General features: G+C 46.9%; 25 protein-coding genes. 19 read left to right on the top strand and 6 right to left on the bottom strand.

Annotated elements, in window-relative coordinates; all coding sequences use genetic code 11:
• Positions 1 to 430: 430 nt before the first annotated feature.
• Entirely contained in the window at positions 431 to 772 is a 342-nt protein-coding gene (locus MJ595_RS21625; protein WP_263080206.1) for an HU family DNA-binding protein, read from the top strand.
• 232 nt (positions 773 to 1,004) lie between these two features.
• On the opposite strand, the gene MJ595_RS21620 is transcribed toward MJ595_RS21625, so the two are convergent.
• Positions 1,005 to 2,339 (bottom strand): OprD family porin, encoded by a 1,335-nt coding sequence (locus MJ595_RS21620; protein WP_263080205.1) that lies wholly within the window; start codon positions 2,337 to 2,339, stop codon positions 1,005 to 1,007.
• 151 nt (positions 2,340 to 2,490) lie between these two features.
• A complete protein-coding gene (locus MJ595_RS21615) occupies positions 2,491 to 3,084 on the bottom strand; it encodes an OprD family porin (RefSeq protein WP_263080204.1) in 594 nt (197 codons plus the stop codon).
• Positions 3,085 to 3,330: 246 nt separating this feature from the next.
• On the opposite strand from MJ595_RS21615, the gene MJ595_RS21610 reads away from it, so the two are divergent.
• Both MJ595_RS21610 and MJ595_RS21605 read left to right on the top strand, forming a co-directional pair.
• On the top strand, positions 3,331 to 3,825 hold the full coding sequence (locus MJ595_RS21610) for a SycD/LcrH family type III secretion system chaperone (protein ID WP_263080203.1): 495 nt from the start codon (positions 3,331 to 3,333) through the stop codon (positions 3,823 to 3,825).
• A gap of 1 nt (position 3,826) precedes the next feature.
• Positions 3,827 to 5,290, top strand: a complete 1,464-nt coding sequence (locus tag MJ595_RS21605; RefSeq protein WP_263080202.1) for a hypothetical protein — start codon at positions 3,827 to 3,829, stop codon at positions 5,288 to 5,290.
• 155 nt (positions 5,291 to 5,445) lie between these two features.
• On the opposite strand, the gene MJ595_RS21600 is transcribed toward MJ595_RS21605, so the two are convergent.
• Both MJ595_RS21600 and MJ595_RS21595 read right to left on the bottom strand, forming a co-directional pair.
• Positions 5,446 to 5,601: a type II toxin-antitoxin system RelE/ParE family toxin gene (locus tag MJ595_RS21600; protein ID WP_263080200.1), complete on the bottom strand. Its 156-nt coding sequence runs from the start codon at positions 5,599 to 5,601 to the stop codon at positions 5,446 to 5,448.
• A 75-nt stretch (positions 5,602 to 5,676) separates the two neighbouring features.
• The gene (locus MJ595_RS21595; protein WP_263080199.1) at positions 5,677 to 6,996 is read right to left on the bottom strand and encodes an OprD family porin; all 1,320 of its coding nucleotides are present in this window, start codon (positions 6,994 to 6,996) and stop codon (positions 5,677 to 5,679) included.
• Between the two features lie 353 nt (positions 6,997 to 7,349).
• Here MJ595_RS21595 and MJ595_RS21590 point away from each other — a divergent pair, with 353 nt between their 5' ends.
• The 4 genes from MJ595_RS21590 to ruvC all read left to right on the top strand — a co-directional run bounded on the left by MJ595_RS21590 (position 7,350) and on the right by ruvC (position 11,230).
• Positions 7,350 to 7,622: a zinc ribbon domain-containing protein gene (locus MJ595_RS21590; RefSeq protein ID WP_263080198.1), complete on the top strand. Its 273-nt coding sequence runs from the start codon at positions 7,350 to 7,352 to the stop codon at positions 7,620 to 7,622.
• A 67-nt stretch (positions 7,623 to 7,689) separates the two neighbouring features.
• On the top strand, positions 7,690 to 9,471 hold the full coding sequence (aspS, locus tag MJ595_RS21585; RefSeq protein ID WP_263080195.1) for an aspartate--tRNA ligase: 1,782 nt from the start codon (positions 7,690 to 7,692) through the stop codon (positions 9,469 to 9,471).
• A gap of 81 nt (positions 9,472 to 9,552) precedes the next feature.
• Complete coding sequence (locus MJ595_RS21580) at positions 9,553 to 10,299, top strand: YebC/PmpR family DNA-binding transcriptional regulator (RefSeq protein WP_263080194.1); 747 nt, start codon at positions 9,553 to 9,555, stop codon at positions 10,297 to 10,299.
• A 409-nt stretch (positions 10,300 to 10,708) separates the two neighbouring features.
• Entirely contained in the window at positions 10,709 to 11,230 is a 522-nt protein-coding gene (gene ruvC, locus MJ595_RS21575) for a crossover junction endodeoxyribonuclease RuvC (RefSeq protein WP_263080193.1), read from the top strand.
• Here ruvC and MJ595_RS21570 read toward each other — a convergent pair.
• Complete coding sequence (locus MJ595_RS21570; RefSeq protein ID WP_263080191.1) at positions 11,223 to 11,762, bottom strand: carboxymuconolactone decarboxylase family protein; 540 nt, start codon at positions 11,760 to 11,762, stop codon at positions 11,223 to 11,225. The two genes, ruvC and MJ595_RS21570, sit on opposite strands and share 8 nt — an antisense overlap.
• A gap of 344 nt (positions 11,763 to 12,106) precedes the next feature.
• On the opposite strand from MJ595_RS21570, the gene ruvA reads away from it, so the two are divergent.
• Positions 12,107 to 12,715: a Holliday junction branch migration protein RuvA gene (gene ruvA / locus MJ595_RS21565; protein ID WP_263322558.1), complete on the top strand. Its 609-nt coding sequence runs from the start codon at positions 12,107 to 12,109 to the stop codon at positions 12,713 to 12,715.
• Between the two features lie 53 nt (positions 12,716 to 12,768).
• On the opposite strand, the gene rarD is transcribed toward ruvA, so the two are convergent.
• Positions 12,769 to 13,662 (bottom strand): EamA family transporter RarD, encoded by an 894-nt coding sequence (rarD, locus tag MJ595_RS21560; protein ID WP_263080190.1) that lies wholly within the window; start codon positions 13,660 to 13,662, stop codon positions 12,769 to 12,771.
• A gap of 269 nt (positions 13,663 to 13,931) precedes the next feature.
• Here rarD and ruvB point away from each other — a divergent pair, with 269 nt between their 5' ends.
• From ruvB to MJ595_RS21505, 11 genes are all read left to right on the top strand, one after another.
• Positions 13,932 to 14,939: a Holliday junction branch migration DNA helicase RuvB gene (gene ruvB, locus MJ595_RS21555; protein WP_263080188.1), complete on the top strand. Its 1,008-nt coding sequence runs from the start codon at positions 13,932 to 13,934 to the stop codon at positions 14,937 to 14,939.
• A 155-nt stretch (positions 14,940 to 15,094) separates the two neighbouring features.
• Positions 15,095 to 15,604: a hypothetical protein gene (locus tag MJ595_RS21550; protein WP_263080187.1), complete on the top strand. Its 510-nt coding sequence runs from the start codon at positions 15,095 to 15,097 to the stop codon at positions 15,602 to 15,604.
• Between the two features lie 167 nt (positions 15,605 to 15,771).
• The gene (locus MJ595_RS21545) at positions 15,772 to 16,899 is read left to right on the top strand and encodes a transposase (protein WP_263080185.1); all 1,128 of its coding nucleotides are present in this window, start codon (positions 15,772 to 15,774) and stop codon (positions 16,897 to 16,899) included.
• Positions 16,900 to 17,072: 173 nt separating this feature from the next.
• Complete coding sequence (ybgC, locus tag MJ595_RS21540; RefSeq protein WP_263080184.1) at positions 17,073 to 17,507, top strand: tol-pal system-associated acyl-CoA thioesterase; 435 nt, start codon at positions 17,073 to 17,075, stop codon at positions 17,505 to 17,507.
• Positions 17,508 to 17,542: 35 nt separating this feature from the next.
• Positions 17,543 to 18,214 (top strand): protein TolQ, encoded by a 672-nt coding sequence (gene tolQ, locus MJ595_RS21535; protein WP_263080183.1) that lies wholly within the window; start codon positions 17,543 to 17,545, stop codon positions 18,212 to 18,214.
• Positions 18,215 to 18,227: 13 nt separating this feature from the next.
• A complete protein-coding gene (gene tolR, locus MJ595_RS21530; protein ID WP_263080182.1) occupies positions 18,228 to 18,665 on the top strand; it encodes a protein TolR in 438 nt (145 codons plus the stop codon).
• Position 18,666: 1 nt separating this feature from the next.
• On the top strand, positions 18,667 to 19,491 hold the full coding sequence (tolA, locus tag MJ595_RS21525; protein ID WP_263080181.1) for a cell envelope integrity protein TolA: 825 nt from the start codon (positions 18,667 to 18,669) through the stop codon (positions 19,489 to 19,491).
• Positions 19,488 to 20,894 carry a Tol-Pal system beta propeller repeat protein TolB gene (gene tolB, locus MJ595_RS21520; RefSeq protein WP_263080179.1) on the top strand — a complete coding sequence of 469 codons (1,407 nt, stop codon included), beginning with the start codon at positions 19,488 to 19,490 and terminating at the stop codon, positions 20,892 to 20,894. The genes tolA and tolB overlap by 4 nt, the downstream gene beginning before the upstream one ends.
• 175 nt (positions 20,895 to 21,069) lie before the next feature.
• A complete protein-coding gene (locus MJ595_RS21515) occupies positions 21,070 to 21,630 on the top strand; it encodes an OmpA family protein (protein WP_263080178.1) in 561 nt (186 codons plus the stop codon).
• Between the two features lie 16 nt (positions 21,631 to 21,646).
• Complete coding sequence (gene ybgF / locus MJ595_RS21510; RefSeq protein WP_263080176.1) at positions 21,647 to 22,486, top strand: tol-pal system protein YbgF; 840 nt, start codon at positions 21,647 to 21,649, stop codon at positions 22,484 to 22,486.
• A gap of 180 nt (positions 22,487 to 22,666) precedes the next feature.
• Positions 22,667 to 24,355, top strand: coding sequence for an SEL1-like repeat protein (locus MJ595_RS21505; protein WP_263080175.1), 1,689 nt, complete (start codon positions 22,667 to 22,669; stop codon positions 24,353 to 24,355).
• Positions 24,356 to 24,372 lie beyond the last annotated feature (17 nt).

The following is a 24,372-nucleotide window of genomic DNA, read 5'->3' as shown; positions in this document are numbered from 1 at the left end:
GTTATATGGATGACCACGCTGTTATCGTGAATCTGAAATATAGTTATTGCTGATTTTTTAGTACAAGAAAATAGCCGATGAAAATACTTTTATTCGGTATAAGCAGTATATATAATCGATGGGCTATATGGATTTAGATAATATTTTTGTCGTATACCAAAAAAACCTTTTGAAAAGCAGTAAAAAAATGCTCGACGTATAAAAATGCTGATATTATAGTGTTCCTATGTGCCTCGGATCTGTGCTGTTTAAGTTATAGGTGTAAAGAGCATAAACTTAACAGGGTATGTATTCTTTAACTTGCTGCAGTGGGTTCTGTGGTGTTTACAGAGAGGTGCCTAAATCAGCCTGGTGTAGTGGCAGATCGTAATTTGGTTAATTAACTGAATTACACATCCTAGAAAAAATGGAAATTCATCAGGAGAGTAGCATGGCAGCTAAAAAGTCATCCGTCATTAAGGAAAGATATAATAAGACTCAAATGCTGGCAGAAATCGCAGAGAATACTGGCCTTAGTCGTAAGGAAGTGAATGCGGTGATGGAGCAGCTGGGTGATATTATCGAGCGGCATGTAAAGAAGCGTGGATGTGGCGAGTTTGTATTGCCGGGGCTATTGAAAATAGTCACCAAGAAAAAGCCCGCTCAAAAGGCCCGTAAAGGTGTGCCTAATCCTTTCAAGCCAGGTGAGTTGATGGATGTGGCGGCCAAGCCTGCTACTGTCCAGGTGAAAGTAAGGCCTCTTAAGAAGCTTAAGGAATTTGCTGTTTCTTAATATCGGGGCAGTGATCACTAATTAATAAAGGAGGCTTATGCCTCCTTTATTTTTTGTGCTAACTGTTTTTAACAGATTTGGATATTATGGCATGTCATTTAATTTTTTTATTAACGTGAAATAAATAGCTGATATTTAAAATTTTTGAATTAAAAAGGCTTACCCTTATCAGGGGTAAGCCATGGTTGTTTCGAAAGAAAGTCTTGGAAGACAGGTATGTTATGGCTATTGCCTAGAAAACAGCCAAGTCATACTTGATGATAACCCGGGTGTCTGTAGTGACAACATCTTTCTTTTGGTTATTTTTCGGGGTGCCTTTGTCTTCCTGAGTGTTGTGGGCATACTGGACATGGGCGGAAAGGCCTTCCACCATGGGAACGGCATAGGATACGCCCAGGTTGTACTCTTTTTCTGTCCAGCTGTCGGGGTCATCACTGCCCACATTGCCTTTTTCATTAACCTTGCCGCTTACATAGGCACCGTAGACACTGAGTCCCTCTACCAGTGCATCGAAGTCATAACTGGCATTAATACCCCAGGCTTTTTGCCCACTCTTGTTAAAATCACTGTATTGTAGAGCGTTGTAGCCAAAATAGCCGCTGGAGTCCATGACCTGATCTCCATCTGACATTTCTGTCATGCCCCACTCAAATTGGTAACTGCCAATATCGGTCTTTTCGACATCGGTATAGGTCACCCCAATGGAAGCTGCTCCATAGGTAGCTATTGCCTTGGCTCCCCAGGCATATTGGTTGGTGTCCGACTTGGCGACATTTTTGTCTATATCGTCTTTGGACTTGCCACTGATTGAATTTTTGCCATACTGGATGCCCACATCAACCCCGACCCCCTCAAGTTCGGTGGAATAGTTGAGATCTGCAAAGTACTTTTTGGCAATTTCCTTCTGTTGTCCATAGGCCAGGTTGGCATAGAAGCCATGGCCAAAATCATAGCCGCCACCAATGATCTGGACGGACTGCTTATCCTTATCATTGCCCTTGACATAGCCATAGTTATCAAAGCCAGACTGACCCTTGGGGTTTTCTTTTAAAGCAATAATGCCGTAAACACTGGCAGCCCCAAAGGCGCCTTCTGCATAAAACCCTTCGGTGAGGCTGGGTAATGACCGGGAATCCGAGTCGCTCAGCAATGGAGTATCCATATACATACGACCGTATTTTGCAACCCCCATATCCATTAGGTTGAACTTAATGGCATAGGATGTTTTGCCGTAACCCACATATTCTTTTCCATCACTATTTGTGGTTTCCAAAAGGAGACCGGTATCCCCCCGTCCATCTGTACCTCTGAGTTTCAGGGCATGATGGACACCCAGGTCAACACCCACAAGGTTGGCATAATAGCCAGAACTCAGATTGATACGTACTGCCTGTGTCCAGGCAATTTGTGACTTATTATCATTGACACCTTTATCATCTTTCAGGTCATGTTTGTAATAATTCCTGAGGTGGATATCCAGGCTGGCGTCATCAATGAAATCGTTAGCATAAGCGGTTGAGGCTAACATCACTGCAGCGCTTAGGGCATTTAAACGTGCAAGCTTCATTTTGTTTAGCTCCTTGCTGTTTATTAATTGTCGCCTCGGTTTCTCCATCCTTAAAAAGTATGGGTTTACATACTCTGAAACCTCCCCACAGGCGTACTGATTAATTCTTATCTAAAAACAGGGAATTATGCAAGGGTAATTGAAAAAACAATTAAAAGACATTAATTGTATAATTGATATATAGCCCCATGTCCGACTTATTATTATCTTTATAAGGCATTATTTTATCATTGTTTTTTTGAGAGTCAGTGTTTTGATTGCTATAGTGTTGGGAGTATTCAAATTTAAGGCTTAATCCTTTTAATGCTTGTGTTTGGAAAGCATATCTTAATTTTATACTGTGTTTATATTTATTCTGATTTTCCTCATTTTTCTTTTTGCTCATCCATTCATTATCTACGGCTTTTGGAAAATAGTAATCCAGGGTTAGCCCAGGCGTGATAATTTCACTGAAGTCATAATGTATTCCCGCCTTCCATGCTCTTTCACTATCAGGTCTGTAAACATTTTCTTCAGCGCTCAAGGCCAGGCATAGCTTGTGACTCCTATCCTTTTGACAAATAGGATGGTTGTCATCAAGCCCCGTGTAATAAGCGGGGATTAGTATCTCCTGGCTTTCAAGAGGCTGATATTCCGCAAAAGCAGGGCGCTCAAATGCAGAGGGGTTGGCATCGGCGTAAGAGTCTTTGACTGCTATCAATGGTGGAAAAAGCACACTTATCGCGAGAAAAGCGGCAGGTTTCATCAGGATTGGACTCCATTTTGTGTTATTAGCGGTGGCCGCATTTTATAGCTATTAATTTCTATTAATAATTGACATTGTTATTTCATCGCTAACTAGTAAAACAGTAATTAGCAGTTTTTCAAGTAAATTGATAACTTTTTGAAATTAATGAGATTTTATATGCGTAGACTAATATCTATGAGGGCTGGCTTTAAGAACGCTTATAATAAAAGGAAGTGACGATAAAAATAGAGGGAGACAGTGAGAATGGCGCCAAACTTGCCTTCTGATCATTCGGATTCCGGGGATTATCCTTCTCAGCTAACCTTTCTTGCCGGTGGTGGTTGCCTTAAAGAACTCCGTGGATTAAACCAGGAAAAAATGAATACCATTTATCGGGTTGCCTATAGCCACTATTGCGCAGGACGATATGGAGATGCGCTCACTTTATTTCACTATCTATCGCTCATGGATCATCATGCCCATACTTACCTGCTGGGCCTGGGAGCAACTTTAATGGCCTTAAAACAATTTGACCGGGCTTTCATGGTGTTTGAGCAAGCGGAAAGTATCGATAAAAAAGATCCCCGCGCTCATATTTGCAAGGTTCAATGCCTGATTGAATTTAATAACTTTGAGAAAGCGTCAGATTTTTTGAAAAAGGCAGAATTCCTGGTGAATGAGGGTGATCAATGGGAACATGAGCGTCAGCAGATAAAGCGTTTAAAAAAAGTAATCAGTCAGCATTCAGGGAGGAGCTGATATGTCTGGACCAGTAGATAACGGGGGGATTCTTCCTTCAGGTAAAAATACACCCATACCTGCCAATAGTGACATGCCAGGAGTTGCCTCTGGTGAAAAAGTCTCTATAGGCTACGCTACGGCCACCACCTCAGAGGTGGTGGCCGGGGTTGCTTCAGAGTCCGGGGAAGGGGACTTGCCAAACCTTGATCCTCCTCCGGCAGAGTCCTCCTTGACGGGACAGAACTTCACCGAGTTTGCCGTTAAAACCAGTCTTTCTGGTATTCAGGCGGCTATCAAGCAGTTCAGTAATATTGACGTTGCGGCACTGGATGTGGCTGATACTGCATCGATTCTGCTTTTGATCAAAGGGGCTGTGTCGGATATGAAAACTATGGCGGGGGCTGAAAGCATAGATGCTGCGCTGGGTTCTCTTTTAACCAAGTATGACGGTCAGATTGAGAGGGCAAGGGACGTTATTTTTCAAAGAATGGATCTGGCTGACAAGTTCGCATTATGGAATCAAAAAACGGATTTACGGTCAGAGAAACAAGTGCTGCTTGAGCAAAAGCAGCAAGAGTTACAAGGTGCAGACGCCGGAGGGGATAACTCGGCGCTGGAGGCCGCTATTGCCCAGCTCCAGCAGGAAATAGCGCAGCTGGATACAGAAATTGACGAGCTGGATGTGGGGATTAATACGCTCAGAGGGCTGATCAGCACTAATGAAAAACAACTGAGCGTTGAACTTCAGAGTGATTTGAACAGGATTTTTGCTGTCACAGAGGGGGTTAAGCAGCGTTTTGATTCATCGGCTCTCAGAACCGGTGAGGATGAACGTGCCAAACGTTCGGTAGAAAACCATGAGCTCTCTCTGGAAAATGCTAAAGATCGTCAGCGGCTCAGGGAGGAAAAGAAAGAATTAAGTGAGTTGGGAAAAGAGCAAATAAGAAACCAGCATAAGCGGGATGATGAACTGGAAAGTGAGCAACGGCTGGCACTGGAGTTGAACCGGTTTGGAATTAACGTGCCTGATGAAGTTCTGGCTCTTTTTGGTACTGCTGATCTGGAGGATGTTCAGGCGTTCACTGAAAAGGTGCTGAATGACCTGCCAGTTGACCAGTTAACCGATAAACTATCCGAGGCAATGAGCCGGTTTGAGACGGTGTTCACAGACCTTTTGCGGGAGGCTGCTACTGCGGATGAGGGGAAGCCTGGTGCTACTGTGCAGGCTGCCGACTCACGGTTATCCCGGACATTATCCGAACTGCTGCCAGAATTGGATGAAAATGAGCGAGACAGGGTGGCTATCAATCTTGCCGCAAGCCGTCAGGAAGATGTGATCACTGAATCAGCCCGGGCTAGCCAGAGGCTGGCTTTGCTTCAGGCGGTTGAGGCATTAGAGTCTCAGGCTCTGGCAATGGTGGCTGAGTCTGAAAAGGAACGGGAGAGGACTGAAGGGGAAATTAGTCGTCATTCCAGGGCTTGATGGTTTTGGAACCAATAATGTTCAAATCATTCACCGGATGCTGATTTGTAGTAGTCACAATCTGACCTTGAACACCTACCTCGTTTTTTAAATATGATAATGGCCTGCTTTCAGCAGGTTCATTTATTTCACTGAAAAAATATAGAGACTGGTTATCAGGACCATCGTTGCCGATGATGAGAGACAAAGAGTATGTTGATCAATTCTTTTTCTGCAACATAAATCAGTGTTAGTGGGGTATCTGCAACAATCAGCTCTCTGGTTCCATGAATACGCCCGATCTTACCCATTAAGGGATTTTCTTTAAGCATTTTTGCTACGCTACGAACATAAAAAACGTCGCTTTCAAGCGACGTTTTTTGGTGTAACAGAGCTGTTTTTAGTCTTTAGAATACATTGATTGTGTAGTCCAGGTAGACCCTCAGGTGCTCGGTATCCACATCTTTCTTGCTGTCATAGTTGGCAGTATGCCAGCCTTTGATGGCCTTGAAGGAAACACCCTTGAAGGTACCGTCCTGAATGGCATAGCTGACAATCAGGTCGGTTTCGTGTTCGCTGCTCATCTTGTCTTTGGTTGGATCCTTGATGTTAGAGCCGCGGGTATGGCTCAGGGTGGCATCCAGACCCGGTACGCTCAGGTCAGCGAAGTTATAGCTGGCGGATAACTGCCATACTTTCTCACCGTCGTACATGAAGTCAGAAACATAACGGCTAACCTGTGATGGGCTGGCACCGTACTCATTGTCTGCAAACATGTAGTTGAAGTAACCCAGCTCACCGGTTTTCTCGGCATCTGTCTGAGCGTAGGAAAGCATAACGCCCAGGCCTTTATAGACAAGCTGGGTGTTCAGGTTCAGATGGTAGGCTTTGTCATCAAAGGTACCGGTCTTCTGGGCTTTGCCGTCGCTATCAATATAAGATTTGCCAAACAGGTTGCCGTTTTCCTGATCCCGGTGGAAGTTACCGTCAACCACCAGTTTCATATCTTCATTGATGTCGAAGGTGTATCCCAGGTTGAGCATGTACTCCTTGCGGTAGTCCTTGGATTCAAGGTAAACCAGTTCAGAGGTGAAATTGTTGGCGTTGTAAGTGCCGCCCACCTGCCAGGCGTTATCTACAATGTCACCGGCTGCGGTGGTGAATTTATCCCAGCTGCTTTCGGTTCTGAAACCTATACGGTCAACATAGCTGGCGTAGAAAGAGAAATCATCAACATTGACTTCTCCATGCAGGCCGCGGTAAGAGCTGGGTGTTGAACGGGAACCGGAACCCAGAATCAGGCCCTTGCTGCCTGACATGTATCCGGCCTGACCATAAAAGCCCAGGTGCTCATCGCCTAGCTTGGCCTTTACGTAAGCCTGACCCAGTTTGTGGTAACCTTCACCACCCTTGCCCAGCAGCTGTCCACCCATATCGCCGTGCTTTTCAATGCCGGTATGATCCAGTTTTAAGGCGCCGTAGTAAGAGGCATCAAAGCCGATGACATCAGCCAGGTATCCGGACTTGAAGTTAGCCTCGATACCCTGAGACCACTGACTCCAATCTTGCTTCGTTGCGCCAGGATTAGCATCATCCACTTTGTGGTCAAAATGAGCATTACGCAGCTTAATGTCAAAGTGGCTGTCGTTTAAAAAATCAGCCTGTGCGGTTACTGCGGTTGCTGCAAGTACCGCCGCCCCCAGGGCTGATAGCTTAAATACCCTCATCGTATATCCCGTTTTCTTATGCAGTTAGTATTGTTAAGGGCTGCTAGTAGCCCTTATTTTTTAAGTGTTTTTGGGGCGGTTAAAACCGCTCTTGAAGTTTTGAGGCGTCAGTCTTGCATACTTGTCTTGACAAGTTAATGACAAAAAATTGACAAGCTGCGAAACTATGACTTTTGTTGACGTGAATCGGTAATTCAGAAATCAGTTCTCTCGCAGAGTCCCATCTTTGCGGTATAATCTCCCGCTTTTTTATAGTGAAAATACGGCAAATTAACCCCGGGTTTGATCTTTGGGGCTGATAGGCCCATTCTCGACAACCCCTTGTGGCAGCAGACGAAGGAAATTACGCTTACATGCCAATTTATGAGTACCAGTGTCAGAGTTGTGGTGAAGTCACTGAAGCTATTCAGAAAATCAGTGATCCGGTATTGACTGACTGCCCCGACTGCGGCAAGGCTGATTTGAAAAAATTGTTAAGTGCACCGGCTTTCAGGTTGAAAGGCAGTGGCTGGTATGAAACGGATTTCAAGGGTGGTAAAAAGAAAAATCTGGCATCCAGTGATAACCACTGCCCAAGTAAAGACAGCAAGAGTGGATGTGGCTCTTGCGCTGCTACGAGTGACTGATGGTTTGGCAGACTTGATCTATTAAGCCTGTTAGAACTGAATTAACCCCCTTGTTTTGAGGTATATTATGCGCAGCCATTATTGCGGCGAACTGAATCTTTCCCATGACGGGCAGGAGGTCACCCTTTGCGGTTGGGTGCATCGCCGCCGTGATCACGGAGGCGTTATTTTCCTGGATCTGCGTGACCGTGAAGGTATTGCTCAGGTGGTTTTTGATCCGGATACGGAAGAAGCCTTTGCCCTGGCGGACAAGTCCCGCAGTGAATATGTGCTGAAAGTAACCGGTCGTGTTCGTCCCCGTCCTGAAGGTACCGTGAATACCAATATGGGAACGGGTGAGATTGAAGTTCTGGGTAAGCAGCTGGAGATTCTTAACAGTGCCCAGACACCGCCATTCCCTCTGGATGAATACTCTGATGTGGGTGAAGATGTTCGCCTGAGACATCGTTATATTGACCTGCGTCGTCCCGAGATGCAGGAAAAACTGGTACTACGCAGCAAGATTACCCGTGCTGTCCGTAACTATATGGATGCTCATGGTTTCCTGGATATTGAAACTCCTGTACTGACCAGGGCTACGCCTGAAGGTGCCAGGGATTATCTGGTTCCCAGCCGTACCCATGCAGGCTCTTTCTTTGCCCTGCCCCAATCTCCACAGCTGTTCAAGCAGCTACTGATGGTGTCTGGCTTTGACCGTTACTATCAGATCGTCAAGTGTTTCCGTGACGAAGATCTGCGTGCTGACCGTCAGCCAGAATTTACCCAGATCGATATTGAGACTTCCTTTATGGAAGAAGAGCAGATCATGGGGCTGACTGAAGGTCTGGTGAAAAAACTGCTTAAGGATATTAAAGGCGTAGATCTGGGTGAATTCCCACAGATGAGCTATGAAGAAGCCATGCGTCGTTATGGCTCCGATAAGCCAGACCTGCGTATTCCTCTGGAGTTGGTAGATGTGGCTGACCTGATGGCCAGCATCGAATTCAAAGTATTCAAAGGCCCGGCTGAAGACCCTAAAGGCCGTGTGGCAGCCCTGAAAGTAACCGGTGGTGCTGAGCTGAGCCGTAAGCAGATTGATGAATACACTAAATTCGTCAGCATTTACGGTGCCAAAGGCCTGGCCTGGATCAAGGTGAATGCCATTGAAAATGGTGCTAATGGTCTGCAATCTCCTATCATCAAGTTCCTGGGTGAAGACGTGACCATGCAGATTATGGAACGCGTTGGAGCCCAGAATGGCGATATTGTGTTCTTTGGCGCAGATAAAGAGAAGGTTGTTAATGAAGCTCTGGGTGCACTGCGTTGCAAGCTGGGTGCTGACCTCAACCTGTTCACCCGTGAATGGGCACCTCTCTGGGTGGTTAACTTCCCCATGTTTGAGGAAGACGATAAAGGTAACCTCACGGCCCTGCACCATCCGTTTACTGCCCCAACCTGCACGCCAGACGAACTGATGGCCAATCCTGCAACAGCGCTGTCCAGAGCTTATGATATGGTTCTGAATGGTTACGAAGTAGGTGGTGGTTCTGTACGTATTCATGAAGAAACCATGCAGCAGACCGTATTCCGTGTGCTGAATATTGATGAAGAAGAGCAGCGGGAGAAGTTTGGCTTCCTGCTGGATGCCCTGAAGTACGGTGCGCCTCCTCACGGTGGTTTGGCGTTCGGCCTGGATCGTCTGGTGATGCTCATGTGCGGCACTGACAATATTCGTGAAGTGATTGCCTTCCCGAAAACCCAGTCTGCCGCCTGTCTGTTGACCCAGGCTCCGGGAACGGTTGATGCGAACCAACTGCGGGATCTGAACCTTCGTATCCGTCGTGATCCGGCATCTGCAGTCAGCCATTAATAATTACGGGCTGATTTTTACGTGATTTAAGTTAAAATCCACCGGTGTTTTTCATCGGTGGTTGAGTGATGAGGTTGTGCTATGGCAGGTCACAGTAAATGGGCCAATATTAAACACCGTAAAGCAGCGCAGGATGCCAAGCGGGGGAAAATTTTCACCAAGATTATCCGGGAGTTGGTGGTTGCAGCCAAACAGGGTGGTCCTAATGTTGATGATAATCCCAGTCTGCGTGCAGTGGTTGATAAGGCGCTGGGCGCTAATATGACCCGCGACACCATTAATCGTGCTATCGCCCGGGGTGCCGGTGGTGGTGAAGATACCAACATGGAAGCGGTAATCTACGAGGGTTATGGCAGTGGGGGTATTGCGGTATTGGTGGAGTGCCTGACTGATAACCGTAACCGGACCGTGGCAGAAGTACGCCATGCTTTCTCAAAGCATGGGGGTAATCTGGGTACTGATGGTTCTGTTGCTTACCTGTTTAGCAAGAAAGGCCAGATTTACTTCGAAGAAGGTACTGACGAAGACGCAGTGATGGAAGCAGCCCTGGAAGCAGGTGCTGAAGATGTTGTTGCTAACGATGATGGCTCCATTGAAGTCATTACCGAGTGGACCGATTTTATTTCTGTGAAGGAAGCCCTGGAGGCTGCGGGCCTGAAACCTGCCGGTGGTGAGGTAGCAATGATTGCTGCCACCCAGACTGAGCTGGATCTGGCAGGTGCTGAAAAAGTCATGAAGCTGGTGGATCGTCTGGAAGACCTTGATGATGTCCAGAATGTCTATACCAATGCAGATATTCCGGCAGAGGTGATGGAACAGCTGGGTTGATTCCGGTTTAAGCGGATTGATGGCAGGAGTGGTTCGCTGCTCTTGCCAGGCTCACCGTGTTTTGCTGCTACTGAGTGTTTTTTAATTAAATCCTGTCCTTGATTTAACTGGCCCTTACTTTTTATCTGGATTCAGAGATTTATGGTGACTGCTACCATAAAAAAAAGAGTAATGATGGATGTTAATGTAACCAGCACCCGAATATTTTCACTCATTGTGTAACCAACCTTCCGCTTATCACAAAACAGCTTATACCCACTTCTGCGGTGTTCCTAGGTTACTTTGGTAATGCCCTGTGAGGTCTTTGTAATTTTGTATGCACCTACAGTATTCTATAGATTGGTTTTTTACGTCTATTTAATTTCAAACAGCCTCTTAGAGTAAATATGGGAGGAATCTGGAGTATTGGATGGCCATTCTTATGGGCATAGACCCGGGGTCCAGGATTACGGGTTATGGCGTGATAGAGGAGCTGGGTTCCCGTTGCACCTATATTGCTTCCGGTTGTATTCGTATTAAGGATGCGGCTCTGCCCGAGCGTTTACAGAAAATATATGAGGGCATATCAACGGTTGTCGAACAGTACTGCCCCCGGAGTATCGGCGTAGAGCAGGTTTTTATGTCAAAGAATGCTGACTCTGCCTTGAAGCTTGGGCAGGCCAGGGGAGCTGCTATTGTTGCTGCGGTGAATCATGGCCTGGAAATTGAGGAGTATTCTGCAAGACAGGTTAAATTAGCCGTTGTGGGCAAAGGTTCGGCTGATAAATTTCAGGTGCAGCATATGGTTAAATCCATCCTTGGCCTGGATGATACCCCCCAGGCCGATGCTGCGGACGCCTTGGCTGTGGCACTTTGTCATGCACATACACGGGCCAGTATGGTGAGGATGGCTGGCGCCACGGGGCGGCGTAACCGTCGTTTTATTAGGTAAGAGAGCACAAATGGAAGGCCGCAGCGCTCAATACGATGTCCAGTATCTGATCGGGGCTGTAAAAGTGGCATAGCCTTTTCCAGGTTCGCAGCTCTATTTTCTGCTTTCGATAGAGGTCGTCGGTTACTTGAATCAGTAACTGTTCCTTATGACTCCAGCCCGGAGCAAAGCGGCCATTGGCAATAAGCTTGATATCACTTGGCGTTAACCCGTGATCCAGGGCAGCGGCAACAATCCCGGGCAAAAGATAGTGTGCTTTATTGAGGTAAGCGCTGCGCAAGGCAACCAGTGCCCTGTCATTTAAGGGAAGGCTGCTGTATCCCCGGACGTATTGGGCAAAGCTTTTTGCGGGTTTATCGAGCCGGGGCCTGACTTGATGATGCCGGTCCAGTATAGCCTGCATGCTGGCCAGGGGTTTTTTGAGGGTGTGACGGTATTGCTTACTATCCCCGTGGGGATGGTAGTCACTGGCCAGTTCCGCAGCCGCCAGGTACTTCCATAGTGAGCTCAGAAATAGTCTTAAGTTATACATGCTGTACGCTGAAAGGTATAAGTGTTTTCAGGATGAATTAGAGTATGGTTTAGGGATTCAGTTCCCGAACTGGAAGCATAGTTAGGGGTACTGACAAGGGTGTTAGGGGCTGTAGTGATTTAGGCTCGCTCCCAGGGTGTCGCGAAAGATATTTTGATTAACCACGGAGGCACAAAGGCACAGAGATTTATTGTTTGAAAATAAAAAAACGTGCCTTTGTGCCTCCGTGGTTAAAAAAACAGCAACAAGCCTGCTTTGTGCATGCCGCATTATGTTTTGCGAGATACTTGGGACGCTGGGAGCGAGAGGATAACTGTCGTAATAATCAGGAAACTGGAATTGGCATGATTGGAAGAATTAAGGGCATCTTAATTGAAAAGTATCCACCGGGGCTGCTGGTGGACGTTGCTGGAATAGGCTATGAAGTGGAAGCGCCCATGTCAGTTTTTTATAAACTGCCTGATGCCGGTGCTGAAGTGACTTTATACACACACTTTGTTGTTCGTGAGGATGCCCAGCTGCTGTATGGGTTTACCAACAGGAACGAAAGGGAGTTATTCAGGACACTGATTAAGGTGAATGGTGTGGGGCCAAAGCTGGCACTGACTATTCTGTCGGGAATCGAGGGCGAAGCATTTGTTCGTTGTGTCCATGAAAACGACAGCGCCACCCTGGTCAAACTTCCCGGTGTCGGAAAGAAAACGGCGGAGCGTTTGATTGTAGAAATGCGCGATAAGCTGGATAACTGGGCACCGGCCCCACTGCTGGATGGTACACCTTTGGGTATGGAACCTGTGGGTACTGTTTCGGCAGATGTGGAACAGGAAGCCGTATCTGCATTGATTACCCTGGGTTATAAGCCACAACAGGCCAGTAAGGTGGTGGGCAAAATATACAGTGATGGCATTACCAGTGAGGAACTGATCAGGCAGTCCCTGAAAAGTATGATTTAATGTTGGTCACAGGGAATAGACTGCTTATGCTATTCCCCATCAATTCTAGGATATCAATACTGAAGTGCAGCCTTTTGCTTCAAGAGCTTTATTGAATCAAGACTCACCAATCCCGCAGCAATACTAATCAATCCATAGGTAATCCACTGTGAACCGCTGAAGGGTTCTTTTAAGATAGCAATGGCCACCACAAAGATAATCGTCGGTTCGAGGTAGGTGAGTAAGCCAAAAAGGCTGACAGGCAAAGCCCGGGAGGCAGCAATGTATAGAAAGAAGGAAATGCTGCATAAAAAACCAAGGCCGGGTAAAAGCAGCCAAAAATCCGGCCTGCTGGAAATCAGGCTGAGGAAATCTGAATCCGAGGCCAGCATAAAAATAGCGATGGGTGAAAACAGCAGGCATTCGAAGAGAAAACCGGGTACGGTGCCAATGCCGGTATAGCGTTTCAGGATAAAGTAAATGGGATATAGGCCCGCAACGGTTATGGCGATCCAGGGCCATTCACCCTGTTGAATAATTTCATGGATGACACCAACACAGGCAAAGACGATCGCTGCCTGCTGCAATGAGCTGAGTTTTTCCTTATATAAGAGCCTGCCTGTGAGAGCCAGGGTCAAAGGTAGTAGGAAGTAACCCAGGGAGAGTTCTGTGGTGTGATTGTTAACCGGAGCCCAAACGAACAGCCACCACTGTATCACCATGATAATAGTGCCTGTTATGGAAGCTAACAGGTAGCGTGGGGTTGAGAAAATATGACGGAATTGTGCCCACTGCTTCGTCATCATCAGCGCAATGAATCCAAACAATGCAGAAAAGATGATTCTATTCCAAAGCAGGGTGTTACCATCCAGTGGCGTTAAAAACTGGAGATACCAGGGAGTTATTCCAAATAATAATGAGGCGGACACAGAATAAGCCAGTCCGGATGCCAAAGAAGACTGCGTCATGACACTTTTTTGTGGTTGAAACCTTTTTGTACAAGCAGTGATGTTGCTTGCCTGTGAATGGAAAACCCTAGGATAGTAGGCTAATTTCTTCGCTTGTCAAATGAGTTTAAATGATAGATTTGGTTTATTGGTCATTGGCTTATAGTCAATGGTGCGTATGGCCTTATGCTGCTCTTTTCTCAGCAAGCCAGAACAACTATTTTATTAAAATATTTAGGGCTCTCTTCCGTTAAATGGTAGTCTGGACTCTTCATGAAACAGGCTTTCCTATGATAGAAGCAGATCGACTAATTTCGGCCCAGGAGAGGCCGGTAGAAGATGTCCAGGATCGGGCTATTCGTCCGGTCAGTCTTTCGGACTATATTGGCCAGCCCAGTGTCCGTGAGCAAATGGAAATTTTCATCAAGGCTGCCCGCAATAGGGGTGAAGCCTTGGATCATACCCTGATTTTTGGCCCTCCGGGTTTGGGTAAGACAACACTGTCCCATATTCTCGCCAATGAAATGGGCAGCAATATCCGGACAACCTCAGGGCCAGTGCTTGAGAAAGCCGGTGACCTGGCGGCACTGCTAACAAACCTTGAACCTAACGATATTCTGTTTATTGATGAAATCCACCGGTTGAGTGCCGTGGTAGAAGAAGTGCTTTATCCGGCGATGGAAGACTATCAACTGGATATTATGATTGGTGAAGGACCCGCTGCCCGCTCCATTAAGCTGGATTTGCCCCCCTTTACCCTGGTGGGGGCAACCACCCGTGCAGGCCTGTTAACCTCGCCATTAAGGGATCGTTTTGGCATTGTTCAGCGGCTTGAGTTTTATAGTGTTGAAGACCTCACCACCATTGTTATACGCTCCGCGCGTATTTTAGGCGTTGATATTGATGAGCCTGGTGCCCGGGAAGTGGCACGACGCTCCAGGGGAACCCCCCGCATTGCCAACCGGTTATTAAGACGTGTTCGGGATTATGCAGAAGTAAAATGTTCAGGCAGTATTTCGCAGGATGTGGCTGATGCAGCCTTGAATATGCTGGATGTGGATCGCAAAGGCTTTGATAGTATGGATCGCCGTTTACTGTTGGCGATGATTGAAAGATTTGATGGCGGTCCTGTGGGCGTTGACAGTATTGCCGCAGCCATCAGTGAAGAGCGGGATACCATTGAAGATGTACTGGAGCCTTACCTCATTCAGCAAGGCTATATGCAGAGGACTCCCCGGGGTAGGGTGGTGACCCGTTCCGCTTATTCGCACTTTGGTCTTAATTATCAGCAGAAATAAAGCATGAGCCGGAGCATCTGAAGCCGGGTAGAACCATGCACTAATGTAACCATCGGGAGAATAGGGAATAGGATTTCACACCGTTCCCTGCCAACTGCCAGCTACCAACCGCCTACTCTAGTCTATAGTTAGATACTGGTTAAGGGGTTATGTTTATGCTGATACATTTATTACTTCGAAAATATATCTGGCTGGCTCTTACTCTATTGCTAACGGGGTGTCATTCCGTGATGGTGGATAGAGAACCGGTGAACTCTCTGGGTAGCTCCAGTTTTGTCATTAATGAGCTTTCGTGCCAGAAGCTGCTGTCCACCGGTGCACTTTTGCCCCTTGATATCTATTATACGGGACGTTGTTATGAGTTAGGGGTGGGCATGGCTCAATCCTCTCAACAGGCCGAACATTACTATGTCACGGCTGCCCGCTGGGGTGTACCGGAAGCCGTTCAGGCTCTTCAGCGAATGGGTATCCCTGTGCCTGAGCCGGATTTATTGAAACGACAGAACAAGGTTGGGGAAGATATCAATCAACTGCATGAGAATAAACGCCAGAATCAATTGGAGCAGGAAAGAATAAAAAGGCCCCAGTACTTACTGAGACCCTCCTGCCATGGCCTGCATTGTTGGCCTCACTACCATTCATGCCGCCATGGGTGGTGTTATTAGAGCGACTCGGATAACCTCCTCCTGCCTATTTTTTCACGCTGGTGTTTATCCAAAATCCGCGTAATACCCCCACTGACCTAAGTGGGGGATACAAGCGACCAGCCCGTAGAGGGCTGGCTATGTACGATACTTGAAATTCTTACATGCTCTAGTCTATTCTCGTAAGCATGAAAACGAAGCGTGCTTACAAATACAGATTTTACCCCACCGTTGAGCAAGAAAAGTTACTTGCTCAGACCTTCGGCTGTGTGCGTTTTGTTTACAATCATATCCTCCGCTGGCGTACTGATGAGTACTATAAAAACGGCAACAGCGTTAATTACAACGATGCCTCAAAGCAGCTTACAGAGTTAAAAAATAACTCTGAATATCAGTGGTTGAAAGATGTTTCTTCTGTGCCTATCCAGCAATCATTACGGCACCAACAAACGGCCTTTAAAAATTTCTGGGAAGGTAGAGCAAAGTACCCGACTTTCAAAAAGAAGCATTCAAAGCAAAGTGCTACTTTTGCGGCTTCTGCTTTCAGTATGAAAAACGGTCAGTTGTTCATTGCCAAGAGTAAAGAGCCACTGGCTATCAAGTGGAGCAGAGAGCTACCTTCAAAGCCTTCCAGCATCACAATTAGCAAGGACAGGGCCGGACGGTATTTTGCCTCCATGCTCTGTGAATTTGAGTCTAAACCAATGCCAATCAGAAAAAAGACGGTGGGTATTGATTTAGGTTTGAAAGACCTGTTCATCACGTCAGAGGGTGAAAAATCCGGTAATCCAAAGTACTTCAAACGCTATGAGCGAAAGCTTGCCTACCTACAGCGTAAACTGGCTAAGAAGCAGAAAGGCAGCAAAAACCGAGCTAAGGCAAGGCTCAAGGTTGCCCGTCTTCATGCAAAAATAGCCGATTGCCGGATGGATGCTACCCACAAGGCATCCCGCAGATTGATTAACGAGAACCAAGTGATCTGTGTCGAAGATTTGGCTGTGAAGAATATGGTTAAAAATCCAAAGCTGGCAAAGCATATCGCGGATGCCAACTGGGGAGAGTTTGTCAGACAGTTGCAGTACAAAGCTGAATGGGCTGATCGTACTGTGTCTGTCATTGATAGATTCTTCCCCAGTTCTAAGCGTTGCCACAGTTGCGGATATGTCCATGAAAGTCTGCCGCTATCAATCCGTGAATGGAATTGCCCAGAATGCAAGACACACTGGGATAGAGATATAGCGGCAGCTATCAATATAAAAACCGCCGGACTGGCGGGGTTAGCCTGTGGAGCGACTGGAACGGGGATTGCGGCCTAGCTGCAATCCAGGGAAGGCGTGTTGAATCAGGAAGCCTGTTGGGTGACTAACGGGAATCCCCCACCGAAATTAGGTGGGGGAGGATGTCAATTCTGTAAATATGACTTGCTTGACTATCTATACTGGCCTTCCCATGAAAAAATAATGTTTTTGCTGTTGGCCTGAGGTTTCAAATGTCCCTGGTTATTAAAAAACCTTTCAGTATTCCTGTGCGTGTCTATTTTGAAGACACTGACGCAGGAGGTATTGTCTTTTATATTAATTACCTGAAATTTATGGAGCGAGCTCGCACTGAGCTTCTCAGGACTGTCCATTTTGAAAGCGGTGAGATGATCAACAGGCACCTGATTTTTGTGGTAGCTGATGCACAGGTCAAGTACCATCAGCCAGCAAGACTGGATGATGTCCTGGAGGTAACGGCAGAGCTTGAATCCGTTGGACGGAGCCGGTTGATATTTACCCAGCAAGTCACGTTACAGAAGAATAATGCCAGGCTATGCTCTGGACGGATAGTGGTTGCCTGTGTTAATACCCAATCCATGAAACCCGTAGCCATTCCCGCTGAGATAGCAGAGGGGATTCATCGATTGGTTGATAGCCCTGTTTAACGATTAATTAAGAGAGGTTCTCGGTGGCTGAAAGCATGTCTTTTCTGACGCTGATTGGTAATGCCAGCTGGGTTGTATTGCTGGTTCTGTTGATGCTGATTATGGCATCAGCTGTGTCCTGGGTGATGATTGTTCAAAGGGGATTACTGTTGAGGGTAACCCGGCAGTCCATGGTGGAATTTGAAGACCGTTTCTGGTCTGGTATGGACTTAACCCAACTCTATCAGGATGTTCAGAAAGAAGAAAATGGTGATAGTGGCCTTGAGCAAATATTCAAGGCAGGCTTTCGGGAATTCTCCCGGTTGAGAAGCCAGGGCGCCACCGACGCTGATGCCATTATGGAAGGCACGCAGCGGGCCATGCGGGTGGCCATATCCCGTGAACATGAAAAGCTGGAAATGCACCTGCCGTTTTTGGCCAGTGTGGGTTCAACCTGCCCTTATGTGGGACTGTTTGGCACCGTGGTAGGTATCATGAATTCATTTCGTGGTCTGGCACAGGTACAACAGGCCACCCTGGCTTCTGTGGCACCGGGTATTGCCGAGGCCCTTCTAACCACTGCGGTGGGATTGGTGGCCGCTATTCCTGCCGTGGTGGCCTATAACCGGTACTCCTCCAGAGTAGAAGTCATACTATCCAGTTACGAAACCTTTGCCGATGAGTTTTCCAGTATTCTTCATCGCAAGGTTCATAGTCGTACGCAGTAGCCAGGGAGGTGATATGGCCAGGTCCAGAATCAGACGAAAACCCATGGCTGAAATCAACATGGTGCCGTTTATCGATATCATGATGGTGCTGCTGGTGGCCTTTATGGTCAGCGCTCCCATGCTGACCCAGGGCGTAAAAGTGGATTTACCCAAAGTGGTTAGCAAACCCATGCCGGTAAAGGACGATCAGGAAAATCTGATTCTTTCCATAAAGGCGAGTGGTGACTACTTTATTGACCTGGGTAAAAAGCAGGAGCATGCCACCAGTCTGAAAGTGATTCAGGAGAAAGTGAGTAAAGTGGTGTCTGCCAGGCCTGACACACAGGTTCTTATCAAGGGAGACAGAAAAGTTGATTATGGCTCAGTGATTGAGTTAATGGCTTATCTGCAAAGTGCAGGGGTTGAAAATGTGGGACTCATAACCGATCCGGTCTCATTGAATGAAAAGTGAAATGAAGACAGTATTAGTGAAAAAGTTTCGCTGGGCATTACTTCATGGTTATGGGCTTCCTGTGTTTGTGTCGGTGGCGCTTCACTGCACGATGCTGGCATTGCTGATGGTAAGCTGGTCTCAGTCTGCGCAACAGAAAATAACACCGCCACTGCATATTAAAGCCAGCCTGGTTGAGGCGCCCAGACCAGAATCAAAACGGCCTGTGGATGACGGGGCTGCCCGGCGTGCTGCTGAGGAAAAGGCCAGGAAGGCCAAGGCTGTTGCTGAGAAGCGCAGAAAGCAGGAATTGGCTCGCAAAAAGAAAGAAGCGGAACGGCAAAAACAGCTTGCCCTGAAAAGGGAACAGGAGGCAAAAGAAAAAGCCCGGGAAGAGGCTGAGCAAAAGAGAAAGGAAAAGGAACGCCTGGCGCAACTGGAGGCCCGGCGGAAAAAAGAGCAGGCCGAGTTAAGGGAACAACTGGCCCGGGAGCAGGCTGCAAGGGAAAAAGAGCAACGGCAGGCGGAGCAGGCGGAAAAGGATGCCTCTGAAGTCTCTTATTACAGTGCCTTGCTGGTTAATCGTATGAAAGCACACTGGAACCGCCCCCCCAGTGCCCGTAATAGTATGGAAGCAGTCATTGAAATACGGCTATCGCCGTTTGGTGACTTGCAGGGGTTTATAATAATAAAGGGTAGTGGCAATGAAGCATTTGACCGGTCTGTCATTCAGGCAATAAAGCTGGGAACACCTATTGTAGAGTTGAAACAGCTTGACCGGCGCATCTATGAAAAAAACTTCAGGCGCTTTACATTTAAGTTTAGTCCAGAGGATCTGGTTAGATGATGAATAGCTATGAACGCATAAGCACGGCTACCACAAAGTTGGCAGCATGGTTTGCACTGGTTACCTTTGTTATTTTTGCGCAGTTCGCCAGGGCTGAGCTTGTGCTGGAGGTGACCCAGGGTAATGATAAATTAGTCACCGTTGCCGTATCGCCTTTCAGTTGGTCGGGAAAAACGGTGTTGCCTGAGGATATGGCAGCCATTGTTGATAATGACCTGAAGCTCAGTGGGTTGTTTACGGCGCTGGAACGAAAAAATATGCTGAGTTTTCCTGGCAAGGAATCCGAGGTGTACTATAGAGACTGGAAGGTGCTGGGAGCTTCTTACCTGGTAACAGGCAAGGTTGAGAAACAGGGTGAAAATTACCATGTTCACTACCAGCTCTTTGATGTTGTCCGACAGCGCAGTATGTTGTCGGGACAGGTAAAGGGTAATGGAACCCAGATGAGGGCGCTGGCTCATCATGTGAGCGATGCAGTGTATGAGAAAATTACAGGGATCAAGGGTGATTTTTCAACGCGACTGCTTTATATCACGGCGGAAATGGTGAAGCCTGCTTCTGAAAAGAGAGAAGGTAAAAAAACCGTCAAGGTTCCCCCTGTTTATAATTACCAGCTGAAATATGCGGATGCCGACGGTAAGCGGGTTCGTACTGTGTTCCGTTCCAGGGAGCCAATCCTGTCGCCCAGCTGGTCTCCCGATGGTAGGCATGTGGCTTATGTTTCCTTTGAATCCGGCCGTTCTTCCATATTTATGCAGGAGCTGGCTACCGGTAAAAGAAAGCAGCTGGCGGCTTATAAGGGCCTGAACAGCTCTCCGGCCTGGTCACCTGACGGTAAAAAAATAGCTTTTATGCTATCCAAGGGGGGGAGTCCTGATATTTATGTGATGGATCTTGATTCAGGGAAACTGAGTCAGCTGACTTCCCACTACTCCATAGATACCGAGCCTGACTGGATGCCGGATGGAAGGGGCATTATATTTACCTCTAACCGGGGGGGCAGTGCCCAGATATACCAGATAGATGTTGCCTATAAGTCCGATGGCAGCGTGGTAGCCAGCAGCAAGCCTAAACGATTGACCTTTGAAGGGCGGTTTAATGCCCGGGCCAAGGTATTCCCTGATGGCAAGTCCCTGGCTCTGGTTCATAAAGGACGACAGGCGGCAGACTTTAATATTGCCATTCAAGACCTGGATACAGGGCGTTTGAGGTTGCTGACTTCCTCAACATTGGAAGATTCTCCCAGTGTGGCTCCCGGAGGACGCAGACTGATTTACTCTGCCCAGGGTAAACAGCATGGAGAGCTGGGTATTGTCTCGGCAGATGGACGGGTGAAGTACCGCTTGCCCTCAGCGGCAGGAGATATTCGCGAGCCTGTTTGGGGTCCTGCCGTGAACCTGTAATAGGGGCTTTGAGGTTTTATTATGGGTTTAGTGGTTAGGTTCGTTCCCAGGCTCCTGAGATTGTTGCCAGATCAGTCATCGCCCATCAGGCAAGACTGTATACTGGCCGGGTGAGGGCAGTTCTGGTAGGGTACTGCAAAAGTAAATGAATATTTTGGAATGAGTGGAGCTTGACATGCAACGTGCTAACTTCGTCAAGGTGGCTGCTGCTGCGGCAACAGCGCTCTGGCTGGTCGGATGTACCACAACAGGTGGAGAAAGTACCTCCGATGTATCAACAATGGAACCTGTGGTTAAAGAGGAAGTGATTGTAGAAACCCAACCGGTTCTGGATCCTTCTGTTCAGGCGGTTGTTGATAGCGGTAAGATCAGCGCTACCCCTGAGCAAATCGGGGCATTGCTGAATCACAATGAGTACCAGTTTGGTTTTGACAGCTCCAGGCTGGAAGACCGGGATTATAAGGCACTTGATGTACAGGCTGCTTACCTGAACTCCAGTGAGGGACGTAACAAGCAGATTGTCATTGAGGGGCATACTGACGAGCGGGGTACCCGTACTTATAACCTGGCACTGGGTGAGCGTCGTGCCAGTGCGGTGAAAAATTACCTGGTATCCAAAGGTGTGGCTGAGGGTCGTATTGAAGTGATCAGCTTTGGTTTTGAAAAGCCTCTTGATCCTGCGCATAACGATTCAGCGTGGACTAAAAACCGTCGTGCTGTCATCGTAATGAACTAATACGGATTGGATTTGAATGACTGTTGCAGCTCCTAAACGTTCTTTAAATAAATACGCCTGTCAGGCTTCTTCACTTGTTAAGGCAGCGAGGATCGCCTTGCTGTTAGCCCCCGGCATTATCTCCGGTTATGCAAATGCATCATCAGTGCCAGTGGTTGACTCTACGCCTGCGATGGCTATTGAAAGCGGTGGGGATGGATTTCCTCAGCCGGTTTCTGAGGCTAAAACCCTGGGTTCTGAAGCTGGGGTTGCGCATATGCTGAATGTTATTGACCAATTGCGCAGTGATGTCATGGAACTGCGTGGGCAATTGGAAGAGCAGGGGTATTTGTTAAAGCAGTTGCAACAGGAAAACAGGGATCGTTACCTGGATCTGGATGAGCGGATTGCCCACTTGGGTGATACCAGTGAAGTACCAGCAGGGAAAAGCCGTGTTTCTCCGGGAAAAACAACCGCTTTCCCCGCTGCTGGTTCCGGGAAAACGGAAGAAACTGCCTATAATGCAGCGTTTCAGTTAATCAGGGATAAGCGTTTCGATGAAGCCCGTCAGGCGTTGAAAAAACAGCTGGCTGATTATCCAAAGGGCCAGTATGCGGACAATGCCCAGTACTGGTTAGGTGAAGTCTATATGGCTCAGGGGAATTATCCGGGGGCACAGGAGGCATTCTCTGGTGTATTGAATAACTACCCGAATAGCCCCAAGATACCGGATGCCATCTATAAACTGGGACGTTTATCTGATCTTCAGGGTGATCAGCAACAGGCTCGCAAATACCTGGAATCTGTCATTAGTAAGTATCCTGAGTCAGCGGCATCAAGGCTTTCTGATACCTATCTCAGGAACCTGGGCGACTGAGCACGTTTATACATTGTAGGTCTGTTGACATAAAAAAGGGCGCAAAGCCCTTTTTTTACACCTTTACTTTGCCCTGTTAAAAGACTGTCTATACTCAGGTCTGAGTATATCCTGCGGTATTTATCCAGCATGTTTTGTGTTTCCTTTCTGTCACGACTCTTTTGTGTTTCTTTAGTGCTAGTGTTTGGTTTCCAGTGGGAAAGGTCGGATGCCTTTGGTAAGCCAGATACGCTTCTTGTGGAAGCGGCTACTCAAGGCATGCCAGAGGCTTGTTGTAATTATGGAATGTGGTTAGTAAAACAAGCAGAAAAAAGCGAAGACAAGTTTGAAAAAGAGGGTTTTTATAAAAAGGCGTTTGGTTTTTTTAAGCGGGCTATTGATGGAGGGAGTGAAATTCAGGCATTGAGGGCAAATTGGGCGTATATGCTAGAGCACGGTTTGGGAGGGGAAAAGAATGAAAAAGAGGCATTTGAAATTTATAGGCAATTAAAAGATGAAGATTTTTTGCCAGCTTTACTGAAAGTTGCTGTGATGACTGAGCTGGGGATTGGCACTGATCAAAATGATCAAATGGCAGAACATTATTACAAGACTGCATGTGAGCAGAAATTATCTAAAAAACTTACCGGGCTTATTCAATATAAGCGAGGCATGATGTATCTCAATGGTTGGGGAGTGACTCAAAGTGAAGAAAAGGCTTGTATTTGTTTTGATAGTTCGGAGGAGAAAGGCTTTGCGCTTGCAGGGCTAATGCTTGTAGAGCTTAATTATCAGGGCAGGGGGACAGATAAAGGATATAAAAAAATGGCTGCCAGTGTTCCATCTTGGCCCCTGTGGGCCAGAGAATTTGCCGGGGGTGATTTGCTATATAAAGTAGCGATTCTTTATAAAGAAGACAGTAAGCCAGACGAGATGGTGAAATATTATAAAAAGGCCGCAAAATATGGCCAGCCAGAAGCTGTAGCAGTTTTGAATGAGATTTATAAAGATGCACCTATAAGGTTATTAGGAGAGGCCCCCTGCGGGGCTTGTCAGGCTAAGGATTTGTACGGGCTGGTCTATCATCCTGGGCATCTGAGGAAGCAGGTAGTAATGGACTGTTATACCCAGTTTTCTTTATGCCTGGATCTATTGGAATCAAAGAATTATAGAGAAGCTATTAATCTATTGAGTCTTCTTATAAATAACGGTCATCCCTATGCGCCAGCCTATTTTAAACTGGGTCAAATGTGTGAATTGGGTTGGGGGGTGGCAGTTAATAGGAAGAAGGCAGAGAGATTTTATATCAAGGCTGCAAGATTATGTTATCCGGCAGCTTATCGAAAGCTATCCAGCTTTTTTAAAGCTGAAAGTGATATCAAAAAGCATTTAGAGCAGGCTTCTGTTCTTGGTGATTTAAGGGATGATATTGAGGTGTTGTATAAATATCAAGCATGCCCATTAACGAGAAAACAATTGAAAGAACTCAAGGGGAGAGAACGCAGTATATCGTTTGATGAAGGTTATCAGATTAGTAGCCCAGCGAAGGGAAAAGCAATGGTTGAAGCCTGTGAATACATTCGTGGAGTACTGCGTCAGTTAAACGTTTGTGTTTCCCCCGGATTTTCATGGAAAAGTCTGTCAATAAAGGAAGAGGACGGTATAAATGCAAGTATGAAAGGGCTTGAAATTGCAATGGGTAAGGTCAGTATTGAGGAGCCAGTTGAAAGGATTAAAGCCTTTCTGACTGAAGGGGAAATAGATTCAGCCAGCGTGAAACACATGTTAAAAGGCGGCAGGCGGTCTATATCGTTGCAAGAGTTAACTGCCTATGAACAAGCTTTGGACAAAATAATCGAAGATTACAGTAGCAATGAAAGAGAGGGTTAAAGAAAAACGGGGTTTCC

Origin of the sequence: Endozoicomonas sp. Mp262 (genome assembly GCF_025643335.1) — a bacterium.
GTDB lineage: Bacteria > Pseudomonadota > Gammaproteobacteria > Pseudomonadales > Endozoicomonadaceae > Endonucleibacter.
This window is presented reverse-complemented; position numbering and strand designations above follow the sequence as displayed.

What these genes read in the sequence shown, in the direction of transcription:
- MJ595_RS21625 (WP_263080206.1), top strand. Translation starts at nt 431, where the DNA reads ATGGCAGCTAAAAAGTCATCCGTCATTAAGGAAAGATATAATAAGACT.
- MJ595_RS21620 (WP_263080205.1), bottom strand. Translation starts at nt 2,339, where the DNA reads ATGAAGCTTGCACGTTTAAATGCCCTAAGCGCTGCAGTGATGTTAGCC.
- MJ595_RS21615 (WP_263080204.1), bottom strand. Translation starts at nt 3,084, where the DNA reads ATGAAACCTGCCGCTTTTCTCGCGATAAGTGTGCTTTTTCCACCATTG.
- MJ595_RS21610 (WP_263080203.1), top strand. Translation starts at nt 3,331, where the DNA reads ATGGCGCCAAACTTGCCTTCTGATCATTCGGATTCCGGGGATTATCCT.
- MJ595_RS21605 (WP_263080202.1), top strand. Translation starts at nt 3,827, where the DNA reads ATGTCTGGACCAGTAGATAACGGGGGGATTCTTCCTTCAGGTAAAAAT.
- MJ595_RS21600 (WP_263080200.1), bottom strand. Translation starts at nt 5,601, where the DNA reads ATGCTTAAAGAAAATCCCTTAATGGGTAAGATCGGGCGTATTCATGGA.
- MJ595_RS21595 (WP_263080199.1), bottom strand. Translation starts at nt 6,996, where the DNA reads ATGAGGGTATTTAAGCTATCAGCCCTGGGGGCGGCGGTACTTGCAGCA.
- MJ595_RS21590 (WP_263080198.1), top strand. Translation starts at nt 7,350, where the DNA reads ATGCCAATTTATGAGTACCAGTGTCAGAGTTGTGGTGAAGTCACTGAA.
- aspS (WP_263080195.1), top strand. Translation starts at nt 7,690, where the DNA reads ATGCGCAGCCATTATTGCGGCGAACTGAATCTTTCCCATGACGGGCAG.
- MJ595_RS21580 (WP_263080194.1), top strand. Translation starts at nt 9,553, where the DNA reads ATGGCAGGTCACAGTAAATGGGCCAATATTAAACACCGTAAAGCAGCG.
- ruvC (WP_263080193.1), top strand. Translation starts at nt 10,709, where the DNA reads ATGGCCATTCTTATGGGCATAGACCCGGGGTCCAGGATTACGGGTTAT.
- MJ595_RS21570 (WP_263080191.1), bottom strand. Translation starts at nt 11,762, where the DNA reads ATGTATAACTTAAGACTATTTCTGAGCTCACTATGGAAGTACCTGGCG.
- ruvA (WP_263322558.1), top strand. Translation starts at nt 12,107, where the DNA reads ATGATTGGAAGAATTAAGGGCATCTTAATTGAAAAGTATCCACCGGGG.
- rarD (WP_263080190.1), bottom strand. Translation starts at nt 13,662, where the DNA reads ATGACGCAGTCTTCTTTGGCATCCGGACTGGCTTATTCTGTGTCCGCC.
- ruvB (WP_263080188.1), top strand. Translation starts at nt 13,932, where the DNA reads ATGATAGAAGCAGATCGACTAATTTCGGCCCAGGAGAGGCCGGTAGAA.
- MJ595_RS21550 (WP_263080187.1), top strand. Translation starts at nt 15,095, where the DNA reads ATGCTGATACATTTATTACTTCGAAAATATATCTGGCTGGCTCTTACT.
- MJ595_RS21545 (WP_263080185.1), top strand. Translation starts at nt 15,772, where the DNA reads ATGAAAACGAAGCGTGCTTACAAATACAGATTTTACCCCACCGTTGAG.
- ybgC (WP_263080184.1), top strand. Translation starts at nt 17,073, where the DNA reads ATGTCCCTGGTTATTAAAAAACCTTTCAGTATTCCTGTGCGTGTCTAT.
- tolQ (WP_263080183.1), top strand. Translation starts at nt 17,543, where the DNA reads ATGTCTTTTCTGACGCTGATTGGTAATGCCAGCTGGGTTGTATTGCTG.
- tolR (WP_263080182.1), top strand. Translation starts at nt 18,228, where the DNA reads ATGGCCAGGTCCAGAATCAGACGAAAACCCATGGCTGAAATCAACATG.
- tolA (WP_263080181.1), top strand. Translation starts at nt 18,667, where the DNA reads ATGAAGACAGTATTAGTGAAAAAGTTTCGCTGGGCATTACTTCATGGT.
- tolB (WP_263080179.1), top strand. Translation starts at nt 19,488, where the DNA reads ATGATGAATAGCTATGAACGCATAAGCACGGCTACCACAAAGTTGGCA.
- MJ595_RS21515 (WP_263080178.1), top strand. Translation starts at nt 21,070, where the DNA reads ATGCAACGTGCTAACTTCGTCAAGGTGGCTGCTGCTGCGGCAACAGCG.
- ybgF (WP_263080176.1), top strand. Translation starts at nt 21,647, where the DNA reads ATGACTGTTGCAGCTCCTAAACGTTCTTTAAATAAATACGCCTGTCAG.